A 13440-nucleotide genomic window follows, 5' to 3' on the forward strand; every position below is an offset into this window, starting at 1 on the left:
GCCCTAACGATCAGCGGCGTAAAGCCCGCCCTGCGCCTTCGCGCCCTACTGTCGAACGAAAAAGGCCTGCCGCATTCCTTGCGGCAGGCCTTTTCCAGAACCGGTTCAAACAGCGGCTTTCAGACTCTCTTCCAGATAAATCTCGCGCAACCGCTTTGCGATGGGACCTGGCGTGCCTTCGCCGAGCGTCTCGCCATCAATTTCGACGACTGGCATCACAAATGTCGAAGCCGAAGTGACAAAGGCCTCTTCCGCCTGTTTCGCCTCATCAATGGTGAACAGACGCTCTTCGACCACCATCTGTGCCTCGGCCGCCATGCGCAAAACCGCTTTACGGGTGATGCCATGCAGAATGTCATTCGACAGCGGGCGCGTAACGATCTTGCCGTCTTTGACGAAGTAGGCGTTGTTCGAGGTGCCCTCGGTCACATAGCCGTCTTCGATCATCCAGGCATCGTCAGCCCCAGCCTTCTTTGCCATCATCTTGCCCAGTGACGGATAGAGCAGCTGGGTTGTTTTGATGTCGCGGCGACCCCAGCGGATATCGTCAATCGAAATGACACGGATCCCTTTCTGCGCCGCTGGGCTGTTGGCCAAGCCAGGCTTGTTCTGCGTAAACAGAACCAGCGTCGGTTTGGTATCATCCGAGGGGAAGACGAAATCCCGGTCACCGTCGCTGCCGCGTGTGACCTGAAGATAGATCAGGCCTTCGTCGATCTCATTGAGTTCGACCAGCTTGCGATGGATGTCCAGCAGCGCGTCTTTGCTGCAGGGCGCTGCCATATCCAGTTCGTCGAGCGAACGCTTCAGGCGCACCGCGTGGCCGTCGAAATCGATCAGCTTGCCGCCCAGAACGCTGGTCACTTCGTAAACAGCGTCAGCCATCAGAAAGCCCCGGTCAAAAATCGAGACCGTGGCCTCGGTCTCGGGCAGGTATTCGCCATTCACGTAAACGGTGCGGGTCATGTCATTTCCTCTTCGTCTCCGGGCTTCGCCCGTTTCCCGGGTGTCCGTCACCCCCAGAGCGCTGCCTTTGGCGGATGCACCCCGGCATCATCGAATGTCAGCGGGTTAGCTCGGTCTTCGGCCAACAGAAGCGGCCCGTCAAGGTCTGTTACCATCGCACCCTGCGCCAACAAGGTCGCAGGCGCCATCGCCAGAGAGCTGCCGACCATGCACCCGACCATCACGCGATACCCCTCGGCCAGCGCAGCCTTGCGCAATTCAAGCGCTTCGGTCAGGCCTCCGGTTTTGTCCAGCTTGATGTTCACGACGTCGTACTTACCCTTCAGCGCGGGCAGGCTGGCGCGGTCATGGCAGGATTCATCCGCACAAACGGGGACCGGGCGCTCCATTCCGATCAGGGCCTCGTCTTCTCCGGCTGGCAAAGGTTGCTCAACCAAGGCCACCCCCAGTCGCACCAGATGCGGCGCAAGATCGGCATAAACTGCAGCCGACCAACCTTCGTTGGCGTCCACAATGATCCGTGCCTTTGGCGCACCCGCACGCACCGCTTCAAGCCGCGGCATGTCATCAGGTGTTCCAAGCTTGATCTTCAACAAAGGACGATGCGCATTCTGCGCGGCCTGCGCCTGCATGGCTTCGGGCGTATCCAGCGACAGAGTATAGGCCGTTATCTCGGGCCCCGGCACCGGTAATCCGGCCAGATCCCATACCCGTTTGCCCGCGCGCTTGGCCTCAAGATCCCACAGCGCACAATCCACCGCATTGCGTGCGGCCCCTGCGGGCAGAAGCTCCATCAGCGCGTGCCGCGAAAACTCACCGGGCAGACCGGCAATCTCGGCCTCAACAGAATCCAAAGTCTCGTCATAACGGGCATAAGGCACGCATTCACCCCACCCTTGATAAGTCCCGTCCGTAATCCGAACGGTCAACACCTGCGCCTCGGTTCGTGAGCCACGCGAAATGGTGAACACCTGCGCCAGCCGAAACACATCGCGAGAGACTTCAACCTGCACGAGCCAGCTCCTTCATCTTTTCCCAAATACGCGACGGTGGCGGACATTGCCCGCCACCCGCGTGTCCTTCAGATCACATCTCGGCCAGTGCGTCGACCAGCTTGCCCGAGCCAAAGCGGAACGGGTCTGTTGCTGGCAGGCCCATATCGGCCTCGATCTGTGCAAGATAGGCCGATGCGTCTTCTTCGCTCATGTGCTGAGTATTCACCGAGACACCAACAACCTGACAGTCGGGGTTGGCAACACGCGCGAGGTTGAGCGCCGTATCACGCAGCGCCTCCAGCGAGGGTTGTTGGTAGCCGGGCAAACCCCGCATATGTTCACGGGTTGGTTCGTGCGATAGGATCAGCGCGTCCGGTTGCCCACCATGGATCAGGGCCATGGTCACACCCGAATAAGAGACGTGGAACAACGATCCCTGCCCCTCGATCAGATCCCAGTGATCTTCGTCATTGTCCGGAGTCAACCATTCCACCGAACCCGCCATGAAATCGGCAACGACCGCATCCAAGGGCACGCCATCGCCGGTAATGAGAATACCGGTCTGCCCCGTCGCGCGGAAGGTGGCCTTCATTCCACGCTTGCGCATCTCGGCTTCCATTGCCATGGCCGTATACATCTTGCCGACCGAACAATCGGTGCCCACGGCAAGACAACGCTTGCCGGTACGTTTGACGCCATTTGCGATCGGATAGTCGACTTCGGGCACCCGCACATCATGCAGCTTGCGCCCGGTGGCCTCGGCCACAGCAACAAGATCGGGCTCATCGCGCAGAAGATTGTGCAGGCCCGAGGCCAGATCGAAACCTTCTTCCAACGCCATGACCAGAACCTTTTTCCAATCCTGGCTGATCACCCCGCCCCGGTTGGCCACACCGATGACCAGGGTCTTGGCCCCCGCTTCGCGCGCTTCGACCAGATCCATGTCTTTGAGACCAAGATCCGCCTTGCAGCCATCCATCCGGTACTGACCTACGGCGTTTTCAGGCCGCCAGTCCTTGATCCCAACGGCAACCTTGGCCGCCAGTTGGTCGGGCGCATCCCCCAAAAACAACAGATATGGTGTCTCGATCATCGCGCAGCACTCCTTTGATTCCGAGCCAAACTAGAGAACCAATTTGGCGAGCGTTTCTCGAATTCTCCTTACAACAGAGATATTCATGCAAAAATTTTGCAGATATGATCTCAACTCAGCAAGATTCTTCGAAGTTTTTAAAGTGATCAAACTTTAAGCACTCATTTCAGCACACTTCGCGACCGTTGCTGCACGCGCATTGCCGCAGATGCACAATCGCGCTTGCGTGCCGCTGCGCAATTTAATATCCCATCATAACGAGAGAACGCAATTTCATTACTCACGCGAGGTCCAGATGAGTTTCCGCATCCAACCCCCCGCCCCGGCGCGGCCAAACCGCTGCCAGCTGTTTGGCCCCGGCTCGAACACCAAACTGTTCCCCAAGATGGCGGCATCGGCTACGGATGTCATCAATCTCGATCTCGAGGACTCGGTGGCTCCGTCAGATAAGGATACGGCCCGCGCCAATGTCATCGAGGCGCTGAACAGCGTGGACTGGGGCACTAAGTACATGTCCGTCCGTATCAACGGTCTGGACACACCCTATTGGTACCGCGATGTGGTGGATGTGCTGGAACAAGCGGGCGACCGGCTGGATCAAATCATGATCCCAAAGGTGGGCTGCGCCGCCGATGTCTATGCTGTGGACGCGTTGGTCACGGCCATCGAGCACGCCAAAGGCCGAACCAAACCAATCTCATTCGAGGTTATCATCGAATCTGCGGCGGGTCTGGCGCATGTGGAAGAAATCGCCGCATCCTCTCCACGCCTGCAGGCGATGAGCCTTGGCGCTGCGGATTTCGCCGCTTCGATGGGCATGCAAACCACCGGCATCGGTGGCACGCAGGAAAACTACTACATGCTGCGAGAGGGCGAAAAGCACTGGTCCGATCCCTGGCACTGGGCGCAAGCCGCGATCGTCGCCGCCTGCCGTACCCATGGCGTGCTTCCGGTCGATGGACCTTTTGGCGACTTTTCGGACGACGAAGGCTATATCGCTCAGGCAAAACGTTCCGCGACGCTGGGTATGGTCGGCAAATGGGCCATTCATCCCAAACAGATTGCGTTGGCCAATCAGGTGTTCACGCCTTCAGAGGAAGCCGTCACTGAGGCGCGCGAAATCCTTGCGGCCATGGAACAGGCCAAAGCCAACGGTGAAGGCGCAACCGTTTACAAAGGCCGTCTTGTCGACATTGCCTCGATCAAACAGGCCGAAGTAATCGTGGCACAGTCGGACCTGATCGCAGCCGGAGGCTGACAAAAGATCGGCGCCCGAAAGGGCGCCTCATCTGAGTTATGATCGTGGTTCAGCGCCCAAAAACGTCGTTGGGTGTCCAGGTAAAGCGTTCGCCCTGCTTGCCCCACTTCATCATCAGGCACGAGGTGCCATATTTCTGAAAATACTTTATTTTCACGGGATACCAACCTGCCTGCGGTACCTCGACCTCGGTGCGCTGGTTGGCCTCACACCCCTGGCGCCCGTTTACATAGCCGATTTGCTGACCACCGATCCAGGCATCAACACCGTCATTTGACCATGTTTCAAGTTCGTAGACCCCCGCCGCGTCAAACCTGATATAGCCTGTAATGTCCGCTGCTACATTGAAGGCTTCATTGAAGGTCAGCACCGGATCGCCCTCGTTGGTGTCCCGGTAATCAAGGCCTCGCAGCGGCTGACCTGGCTTTGCTTTCTTCAGCAACTGGTCGACTTTGCCAAAATTCTGAATCTTGCGAGGCGGGTTTCCCTCCCACGCATATTTTACGTTTAACCCAGACTTCGGGCTCGGTTGCGGATTGGCTGGCTTCAGCTTCAACGGCGCTGCAAAGCAACCACCGGCGAACACGGCCATGGTAGCGGCAAGCGCCCCGGTCCTGAGAAAGGTCATCTTTATCTCCCTGAATTCGCGCCGATCCCCCTGCCGACGACGTATTTATGATGACTCTATGGTGTGAAATTCGACCCGGCAAGGTGGTTAAACTTCACAAAATAGCCCCTAGGCGCGCCTGTCTTTGGGGGAATCCATAACCACATAAGACGTGATTGAGGTCACATGGGGCAATGTGCCCAGCACCTCGGTATGGAAGGCTTTGTAGGTCGGCAGATCGGCGCACTCCACCCGCAGCAGGTATTCGATCGTACCGGTGATATTGTGACACTCGACCACTTCCGGGGCCCGGTGAAGCGCTTTTTCAAACCCTTCCTGAGCGGCTTTTGTGTGCTCTCCCAACCCCACGCCGATATAGGCGACGAAGCCAACACCCAAGGCCGAAGGGTTGAGCACTGCGCGATAACCAGCGATCACGCCGGTCCGTTCCAGTTCCTGTACGCGTCGCAGGCACGCCGACGGGGACAGGCCGACACGCTCAGCCAGCTCCAGATTGCTGATGCGCCCATCCTCAGAAAGCTCGCGCAATATTCGATGGTTTATTTCATCTATATTCACCATTTATTGCTAAATTTGCACCCAAACGCACAAAAACGCAATTACATTTGCCCACTTTGGCGAGATTATACCAAGCATGACCTACGACATCCTGTTGGCTTTGATTGCATTTGCTTTCGTCTCGTCGATTACGCCGGGGCCTAACAATCTGATGCTTATGGCGTCAGGTGCCAATTTCGGCTTTCGCCGAACCGTCCCGCATATGCTGGGCATTGGGCTGGGCTTTACGTTCATGGTGCTGCTGGTCGGGGCCGGGCTGGTGCAGGTCTTCAATCGGTTCCCCGTCAGCTATACGCTGCTCAAGATCGCATCGGTCCTGTACCTGCTGTATCTCGCATGGAAGATCGCCCACGCCGCCCCGGCGCAAAGAGGGGCTGCTTCGGGTAGGCCGATGACCTTCTTGCAAGCGGCGGCCTTTCAGTGGGTCAATCCCAAAGCCTGGGCGATGGCGCTGACGGCGACCACAGCCTACACGCCCGGCCACACGATCACAGCCATCGTAATCGTCGCGCTCGTGTTTGGCGCGGTCAATCTGCCATCGGTCAGCGTCTGGACAGTGCTCGGCCAACAGATGGCGCGGATTCTGACCAATCCGCGCCGGTTGTTGGTGTTCAACTGGGCGATGGCGGGGCTTCTTGTGGCCTCGCTGTATCCGGTGCTGTGGCCTTGATCTATTTCAGCGGCAGGCAGATCTCGGTCAGCAAGTCCTCGGGTGCAGTTTCGCGCGGATCGTTCAGGTAAATCTCGTAACAGGGCTGATCCGCCGGTTCCTCTCCGGACTCAGGCAGCCAATTACCGAACAAACTATGGTAAGCGGCCTGAAGCCCTGAATATGGACCTTTGAAGGTCAACACTGCCGTGTTCCCGCCAGCAATGGTCAGGCTCTCCATGCCCTCGGGCGTTGTGTCACCCCTGAACTCAGCCCCGGCATAACTGCGCAGGTCCTGCTCGGGAACATCATCTGGACTGTCGAAATACATGCCAATCATCGGGCCAATCTGGGGCCACAGCTGACGGGATTCGCACAAGGCGCTGAACGCTTCAAAGCTTTCGCCGATTTCGGTATAGGCACCCTTATGCGGCAGGGCAACGATGCGACGGGTGGGTTCTATACGTGTACTAATGGGATGCATTGGATAATCTCCGATCTTGAACCGTGGGTTAGCTGGCAAAAACTGACCGGCACTGCGAAAGGCAGCGGGGCTTTTGCCGTAGGCCTCGGAAAAGGCCCGCGCAAAAGAATTCAGGTTGGGATAGCCGATGTCGGACGCGATCTTGCCCAAGGGCTCGTCGGTCTGAACCAGCCAACACGCGGCACGATGCAGCCTGATCCGACGCACCGCCTGCGCACAGGTTTCACCCGTGATGGCACGAAACACCCGGTGCCAGTGGAACCGCGACATGGCGGCCACATCGGCCAGAGTGTCCAGCGACAGATCCCCTGCAGGGTTGCCATGGATATAGGCCAATACGCGCAGAACGCGATCTTCATAGCTGGTGGCCATGGGCTTTCTTCCTACTTCCTCGCCTTCTCGGAAGTCGCATATTATCGATCCACAAATCTTGCTGAGTTGCATCCGGGCCGACCTTTAGTCATATAGCAGGGAACTTCCGCGTTGAGAGGCGTCATGACCCAGTATCTGGATTTCGAAAAACCCCTGGCCGAGATCGAAGGCAAGGCCGAGGAATTGCGCGCGCTGGCCCGTGCCAATGAAGAGATGGATGTGACCGAAGAGGCCGCAGCACTGGATGCCAAGGCCGCCAAGCTGCTGGATGAGCTTTACGCCGATCTGACCCCATGGCGGAAATGCCAGGTGGCGCGCCACCCCGAACGGCCCCATTGTCAGGACTATGTCAAAGAGCTGTTTACCGAGTTCACGCCGCTGGCCGGGGACCGGAACTTCGCCGACGATCTGGCCGTGATCGGCGGTCTGGCCCGGTTCAACGACCAGCCAGTCATGGTGATCGGCCATGAAAAGGGCAGTGACACCAAATCGCGGATCGAACGTAATTTTGGCATGGCCCGCCCCGAAGGTTATCGCAAGGCCGTGCGATTGATGGAAATGGCTGGCCGCTTTGGCCTGCCGGTGATCACTCTGATCGACACAGCCGGGGCCTATCCCGGAAAAGGGGCCGAGGAGCGTGGCCAATCTGAGGCCATCGCGCGCTCGACCGAGATGTGTCTGAAGATCGGGGTGCCTCTGGTCTCGGTCATCATCGGCGAAGGTGGCTCGGGCGGCGCGGTCGCATTCGCCACCGCGAACCGCGTGGCGATGCTGGAGCACTCGGTCTACTCGGTGATTTCACCCGAAGGCTGCGCCTCGATCCTGTGGAAAGACGCCGAGAAGATGCGCGAAGCCGCCGAGGCGCTGCGCCTGACCGCGCAAGACCTCTACAAACTTGGTGTATGTGACCGGATCATCACCGAACCCAAAGGCGGTGCGCATCGCGATCGCCCCGCGACGGTCGAGTCGGTGCGTTCGGCCATCACCGCAATGCTGAAAGAGCTAGACGGCAAAGATGCGGCGGCCCTGATCAAGGACCGCCGACAGAAATTCCTCGATATCGGCTCTAAAGGCCTAGCGGCGTAAGCCGTCAGCCTCCCAATCGACGCAGCAGATCGACCGATGGCTTGCCGGTGACAGGCAGGCCGTTCGCACGCTGATAGCCACTGATCGCGGCTTCGGAGTTCTTACCGATCACCCCATCCGCGCCCTGCGTATCATACCCGGCGGCAGTCAGACGGCGCTGTAGCTCCTTCCGATCCTCTAACGTCAACCCGTTTTCATCCGGCCCGAACGAGGCCTGAAACGGTGCACCCCCCGCAATCCGGTCCGACAGGTGGCCTACACCAATCGCGTAGCTGTCCGAGTTGTTATAGCGCTTGATGACCTGAAAGTTGCGGAACACAGCGATGCGCGGTCCGGGCGTCTGCGGTTGCAACACCGCAACAGGTGTGCCGGACACCGTGCCGGCCTCACCTCCCCAGGGCTGCCCACGCACCCAACCCGCCCGCGCCAGATAGGCGGCTGTCGAAGCCAGAGAATCCGTGGGATCCTCAGACCAGATATCGCGCCGCCCATCGCCTGTGAAATCCACTGCATAGGCCAGATAAGAGGTCGGGATGAATTGCGTATGCCCCATGGCACCCGCCCAGCTGCCGGTCATATTGGCGGGCGATGTGTCGCCCTCCTGAATAATCCGCAGCGCGGCCACCAGTTGCTTTTCAAAGAATGCCCCGCGCCGCCCGTCATAGGCCAGAGTTGAGGTCGCCGAGATCACCGGCACGTCGCCGCGCCGCGCGCCATATCGGCTCTCCAGCCCCCAAACGGCGACAACCACCTCTTTGTCGACACCATACTTGGCTTCGATCTGTGACAGGGTTCCCGCGTGGCGCACCAACATCTGCTTGCCAGTGCTGATCCGTTCGTCCGAGGCGGCGATAGCCAGATAATCTTCAAGCGAGCGTTTGAATTCGACCTGATTGCGGTCGCGCTCGATAACGTCGGGCAGATAACCCGCGCCCTGAAAGGCACGATTGAGCGTGGTCTGCGAAATACCCTGAGAGGCGGCTCGGCCCTTGAAGCCAGCAACCCAGGCATCCCAACCTGCGTTAGGCACGGCACGCATGCGGCTCGCGGGGGCAGAGCTTGGAGCGCTGCCTCCTGAACAGGCGGCCAGAAGGCTTGCCCCAAGCCCAGCGGAGAATGTTCGACGATTGATCATGATTGAAATCTGCTCTTGTTGTGATTTGCAATCAGGATAACGCAGCCCGACCATCCAGACCAGCAGAGCTATGCCTCAAATGAGCAGGTCAGGGCGATGGGCAACAAGCCGCTCAGGTCACCAGCAGGCGTAGCCCCTGCGTCACATCCGAACGCACTGCCAGCCGAAGCCCGGGTTCATCCCCGGCCTTGAGTGCCGCAATAATCAGGCGGTGATAATGGGGAGGCTCGGTGCGTCTGAGCCGCCCATAGAGGGCGCGCATTGTTGGTCCCAGTTGCAGCCAGACGGTCTCGGCAATCGCCAGCATCGCCGGGGCCTGCGCGCGCAGATACAGGGTACGATGGAACTCGAGATTCGAGCGGATATAGCCCACTGCATCCCGCTTAGTGACCATTTCGGCCACATTCATGTTGATGCTTTGCAACCGGTCAATCAATGCCATATGGGCGCGCGGCAAGGCGCGACTGGCAAGCTCCACCTCAAGCAATGCGCGCAGCGCAGCCAGTTCTTCGATCCGGTCATTGGTCAATTCCGGTGTCGACACCCGGCCGGAGGTGGACAGGAACAGAGCACCTTCCGCCGCCAACCGTCGCACAGCCTCGCGCGCGGGGGTCATTGAGACGCCAAACTCCTTGCCGATACCGCGCAAGGTCAACGCCTGCCCGGGAGCGATTTCGCCATGCATAATGCGCGAGCGCAGGGCGCGATAAACACGATCATGAGTAGCAGTGTGAGAGTCGGCAGTACGTGTGGTCAGCATGGGTTTATGTGATCACAAATCCTTCTCAGGTCAACTGCTGGCCTCGAATCGGTATCGATGCAGATGCGTGCCATGGTCGCGCAACCACCGGCGTGGCGCTTTGTAAGGGCCATAGATCCGCTCGACCTGCGCCCAGAAGGCAGGCGAGTGGTTCATCTCGGCCAGATGCGCCACCTCATGCGCGGCCACATAATGCAGCACTTCGGGTGGCGTAAGGATCAAACGCCACGAGAACATGAGGCCCCCCGCCGATGTGCACGACCCCCAGCGCGAGCGTGTATCGCGCAGCGTGAGGCTGCTATATGGCCGCTCCAGCATCGCGGAATAGTCGTCACACGCCCCGGTCAGCCGATCCCGGGCAAGCTCTTTCAGGAAACGGGCAAGACGCCGGGCCTCGGCGCCCTTGGGAACGGCGATTTCCGTCTCTCGCAGCTGCACCCGGCGGCCCGAGGCGGGAACGATTCGTCGTACAACCCCCTCAATGGGGAGCGATTGCCCGAATTGCACAATGGCAGGCTCCGGCCGATCCTGCAGGTGCCCTCGGATCCAGCCCTCTTTTTGCTGCGCAAAGCTCAACGCCTCATCTTCGGCGACCCCGGTCGGATAGGTCAACGTAACCCGCCCATCCAGTTGGGAAATCCGCAAACTGATCCGCCGCGCACGCGCCGATTTGCGCAATGTCAGCGGTACAGGGGGCGTTCCCGGCAATGCGTGTCGCCCCATGGGCCGATCTCCTTCGCGCAAAGGCTTTGACAGTCCCTGCCGCTTGTGGCAGGTGACCTGAATCATTGATGAGATTCACCTGATATCAAGGGGATTTGATATGCCCAAGGAAGAATGGGGCGTAAAGCGTGTTTGCCCGACCACTGGCAAACGCTTTTATGACCTGAACAAGGACCCGATCGTCAGCCCCTATACAGGCGAGATCGTGGAACTGGATACCGGCAAAAGCCGGATGATCGCTGCGGATGCGGAAGATGCAGCATCGGTCAAGGCGCGCGAAGCGACATCGGATGACGATATCGTTCTGGACGATGACGCCGATGTGGATGTCGAACTGGACGATGATCTGCTGGATGATGAGGACGACGGCGATAACGTTTCGCTGGACGACATCAAGGATATGTCGTCGGACGACGAAAGCTGACAGACCTCGGGGCGGCCTATGCCGCCTCGTCCCAGTCCTAAATACCCAGCGAAACTTTTTCGCCTATTCTGTTATTAGGGCTTGAACTCACTTGCGACGTCTCATAAACGTCCGTCCACCGCCGAGGCGGTACCTGTATGGGGCCTTAGCTCAGTTGGGAGAGCGCTTGCATGGCATGCAAGAGGTCAGGGGTTCGACTCCCCTAGGCTCCACCAAAACCTAACCATACAACTAGATAGCAAGCATCAGAGCGGTGTGACACACAGGTGTGACACAAAATGAAGCTGCATGCGTATCTCTCGCTATCCAGACACGGCATCTATTAATTCCGTTGACCTCAAGCGTGTCAGGTCAGCGTCCCTTCACTCGGTGAGCCCTACTCTTCAAAACGTTACCGCAATCCACATAGCGGAAATGCTAAGTCTCTCCTGAGCCTTCGGGAGACTTTCATGATCAAATCGCTTCTCACGCTTGCAGCCATTCTTCTCGCCGCCAACGTCGCGTCGGCCGAAACGGTGCGGTTCAAGGCCTCCGACGGGATTATCGTAACCGCAGATTTCCAAAAGCCCGAAAAAGCCTATGGTACCATTCTCGTGCTTTATCACATGGCTGGAGCAAGCCGCGGCGAATACTCTGATATCGCCAAGCGGTTGAACGGGCTTGGCTACGCGACGCTTGCAGTCGACCAGCGCTCAGGCGGCAAATTCAACGGGGTGGAAAACGAAACCGCCGCCAAGGCGGGGGGCAATGTTGCCTATGACAGCGCCATCCCCGACATGCAGGCCGCAGCTACATGGGCGCGAAACAACGCTGGTGCACAAAAAGTCGGCGTGCTCGGCTCTTCTTATTCCGCCGGCCTAGTCCTCGTCTTGGCCGCGGATAACGATAATTTTGCCGACGCCGTTATGGCGTTTTCCCCCGGCGAATATTTCGGCAGCAATAATTACGTTTCAAAACGGCTCGAAAAGCTGAAGGCGCCGGTCTTTCTGACCTCGGCCAGCAATGAGACTGGTCAGTGGAGACCTTTCGAAGCAAAAATAACTGGCCCTGTCACAGGGTTTGAACCAAAGGGCCGCGGACGTCATGGTGCGTCGGCGCTCGTGAGTGGTGACGGGGCGGAATACTGGGAGGCCCTAACCGGTTTCCTGGACACGCATTTGCCTCCAGGCTGAGAAAACCCGCCCTTCACGCCGGGGCACCAAGTCGACGGCACCGGAACACAATAAAAGTGTTGTTTCAGTTCTCCTGAGAAAACAACTCCGCTTGGGGGTGCGCATCCACTTCCTTCAACATTTTCAGAACTTCAGCTCTCCAGCCCGCCATTATCTTCAGAGCCAATTGAGACGGGGGGCGATGTTCCGGTTTCAGGATCGCGTACTCATATCTGAGTGGTTTTTCAAAAGGAACGAACACAACTTTTTTGTTGGACAGATTTAGTTCCCGTTCCGTCGCGACAGTCAATGGATCGACGATGCTGCAACACTGGCCAGAACTGACAAAAGGAACAAGCGGAATGAAATACTGGCAAGTCACTGTCGGGTTGTAGTCCACGGAGATATCCTGGAATTCCTGCCGAATCTTTTGTTGAAAGGGATGGGTGGCGTATAGCCCGCCCATCGGAACCCCATCCAAATCCTCGATGGTGATGTATTCGCGCGTCGCCAACGGGTTCTCTCGGTCTACGGCAAAGAAGCAATCTGCCCGGATCAATTCGGCCTTATATTGGGGTTCCTTCCCGGCCGAGTGTTCGAAATCTGCGAACCCGAAATCGATATTCTGTGTTCCTGCAAGTTCCATGATCTGGGGCGAGCTACGAGTGGACAGCGTGATGCGTATCTCGGGGTTTTCCGCGACCGACTGGCTGATGAACCGTGGGAAGAGAAAAGCCGACGGTCCAGGCATGGTGGCAATGTTGAGGCTACCCGAATGGCCCTTGATCAGCCCTTCCATCGTGTTCGAAATCGTTGCGAGGCGGTCAAGGATACCGGTTGTTTCCGCCAAGAGGTAATGTGCTTCGGGTACCGGCACCAATCGGCGCCCGTGCCGTTCGAACAAGGTCAACCCCAATGACTTCTCCAGGTTTTTCAGCGCCAGGCTGATGGCAGGTTGGGTGCGGTTCAGTTTCTTGGCCGTTTGCGAGATGGAGCCGGTTTCCATCACCTCGCGGAACACGGCGAGTTGGGTCAGGTTCATATTCAATATATAAGATAAACTTTAGTATAGTGAAATATAACAAATTTGTATTTATGCGAATTGTCTCTACGCTTTCAGGATCAGAATTCGGGCGAACCGAATCCAACGAACCAACT

Annotated in this window: 15 protein-coding genes and 1 tRNA gene; 6 read left to right on the forward strand and 10 right to left on the reverse strand. The window is 58.2% G+C overall.

The window, feature by feature from the left end; all coding sequences use genetic code 11:
* Positions 1 to 105: 105 nt before the first annotated feature.
* The 3 genes from ACR3EM_RS13575 to dgcN all read right to left on the reverse strand — a co-directional run bounded on the left by ACR3EM_RS13575 (position 106) and on the right by dgcN (position 3054).
* Entirely contained in the window at positions 106 to 966 is an 861-nt protein-coding gene (locus ACR3EM_RS13575) for a D-amino-acid transaminase (protein ID WP_480471188.1), read from the reverse strand.
* Positions 967 to 1013: 47 nt separating this feature from the next.
* Entirely contained in the window at positions 1014 to 1979 is a 966-nt protein-coding gene (gene dgcA / locus ACR3EM_RS13580) for an N-acetyl-D-Glu racemase DgcA (RefSeq protein ID WP_480471189.1), read from the reverse strand.
* 73 nt (positions 1980 to 2052) lie between these two features.
* Positions 2053 to 3054, reverse strand: coding sequence for an N-acetyltransferase DgcN (dgcN, locus tag ACR3EM_RS13585; protein ID WP_480471190.1), 1002 nt, complete (start codon positions 3052 to 3054; stop codon positions 2053 to 2055).
* A gap of 295 nt (positions 3055 to 3349) precedes the next feature.
* Between dgcN and ACR3EM_RS13590 the strand changes: the two genes are divergently transcribed.
* Positions 3350 to 4312, forward strand: a complete 963-nt coding sequence (locus tag ACR3EM_RS13590) for an L-malyl-CoA/beta-methylmalyl-CoA lyase (protein ID WP_480471191.1) — start codon at positions 3350 to 3352, stop codon at positions 4310 to 4312.
* A gap of 49 nt (positions 4313 to 4361) precedes the next feature.
* Here the strand turns inward: ACR3EM_RS13590 and ACR3EM_RS13595 are convergent, their stop codons facing one another.
* Both ACR3EM_RS13595 and ACR3EM_RS13600 read right to left on the reverse strand, forming a co-directional pair.
* On the reverse strand, positions 4362 to 4904 hold the full coding sequence (locus ACR3EM_RS13595; RefSeq protein ID WP_480471192.1) for a PA14 domain-containing protein: 543 nt from the start codon (positions 4902 to 4904) through the stop codon (positions 4362 to 4364).
* Between the two features lie 144 nt (positions 4905 to 5048).
* Complete coding sequence (locus ACR3EM_RS13600) at positions 5049 to 5501, reverse strand: Lrp/AsnC family transcriptional regulator (RefSeq protein ID WP_480471193.1); 453 nt, start codon at positions 5499 to 5501, stop codon at positions 5049 to 5051.
* Positions 5502 to 5574: 73 nt separating this feature from the next.
* Between ACR3EM_RS13600 and ACR3EM_RS13605 the strand changes: the two genes are divergently transcribed.
* On the forward strand, positions 5575 to 6168 hold the full coding sequence (locus ACR3EM_RS13605; RefSeq protein ID WP_480471194.1) for a LysE family translocator: 594 nt from the start codon (positions 5575 to 5577) through the stop codon (positions 6166 to 6168).
* Between the two features lies 1 nt (position 6169).
* On the opposite strand, the gene ACR3EM_RS13610 is transcribed toward ACR3EM_RS13605, so the two are convergent.
* On the reverse strand, positions 6170 to 7003 hold the full coding sequence (locus ACR3EM_RS13610; RefSeq protein ID WP_480471195.1) for an AraC family transcriptional regulator: 834 nt from the start codon (positions 7001 to 7003) through the stop codon (positions 6170 to 6172).
* 123 nt (positions 7004 to 7126) lie between these two features.
* Here ACR3EM_RS13610 and ACR3EM_RS13615 point away from each other — a divergent pair, with 123 nt between their 5' ends.
* On the forward strand, positions 7127 to 8089 hold the full coding sequence (locus ACR3EM_RS13615; protein WP_480471196.1) for an acetyl-CoA carboxylase carboxyltransferase subunit alpha: 963 nt from the start codon (positions 7127 to 7129) through the stop codon (positions 8087 to 8089).
* Positions 8090 to 8093: 4 nt separating this feature from the next.
* On the opposite strand, the gene ACR3EM_RS13620 is transcribed toward ACR3EM_RS13615, so the two are convergent.
* The 3 genes from ACR3EM_RS13620 to ACR3EM_RS13630 all read right to left on the reverse strand — a co-directional run bounded on the left by ACR3EM_RS13620 (position 8094) and on the right by ACR3EM_RS13630 (position 10707).
* Positions 8094 to 9224, reverse strand: coding sequence for a lytic murein transglycosylase (locus tag ACR3EM_RS13620; RefSeq protein WP_480471197.1), 1131 nt, complete (start codon positions 9222 to 9224; stop codon positions 8094 to 8096).
* Positions 9225 to 9336: 112 nt separating this feature from the next.
* Positions 9337 to 9984 carry a GntR family transcriptional regulator gene (locus tag ACR3EM_RS13625; protein WP_480471198.1) on the reverse strand — a complete coding sequence of 216 codons (648 nt, stop codon included), beginning with the start codon at positions 9982 to 9984 and terminating at the stop codon, positions 9337 to 9339.
* Between the two features lie 30 nt (positions 9985 to 10014).
* Positions 10015 to 10707, reverse strand: a complete 693-nt coding sequence (locus ACR3EM_RS13630; protein ID WP_480471199.1) for a M48 family metallopeptidase — start codon at positions 10705 to 10707, stop codon at positions 10015 to 10017.
* A gap of 100 nt (positions 10708 to 10807) precedes the next feature.
* Between ACR3EM_RS13630 and ACR3EM_RS13635 the strand changes: the two genes are divergently transcribed.
* The 3 genes from ACR3EM_RS13635 to ACR3EM_RS13645 all read left to right on the forward strand — a co-directional run bounded on the left by ACR3EM_RS13635 (position 10808) and on the right by ACR3EM_RS13645 (position 12303).
* Positions 10808 to 11131 carry a TIGR02300 family protein gene (locus tag ACR3EM_RS13635; protein WP_480471200.1) on the forward strand — a complete coding sequence of 108 codons (324 nt, stop codon included), beginning with the start codon at positions 10808 to 10810 and terminating at the stop codon, positions 11129 to 11131.
* A 139-nt stretch (positions 11132 to 11270) separates the two neighbouring features.
* Positions 11271 to 11346, forward strand: a tRNA-Ala gene (locus ACR3EM_RS13640).
* A 234-nt stretch (positions 11347 to 11580) separates the two neighbouring features.
* Positions 11581 to 12303, forward strand: coding sequence for an alpha/beta hydrolase (locus ACR3EM_RS13645; RefSeq protein WP_480471201.1), 723 nt, complete (start codon positions 11581 to 11583; stop codon positions 12301 to 12303).
* Positions 12304 to 12367: 64 nt separating this feature from the next.
* On the opposite strand, the gene ACR3EM_RS13650 is transcribed toward ACR3EM_RS13645, so the two are convergent.
* A complete protein-coding gene (locus ACR3EM_RS13650) occupies positions 12368 to 13324 on the reverse strand; it encodes a LysR family transcriptional regulator (protein ID WP_480471202.1) in 957 nt (318 codons plus the stop codon).
* Positions 13325 to 13440: the final 116 nt, after the last annotated feature.

It is taken from the genome of Ruegeria sp. AH3 (genome assembly GCF_056536265.1).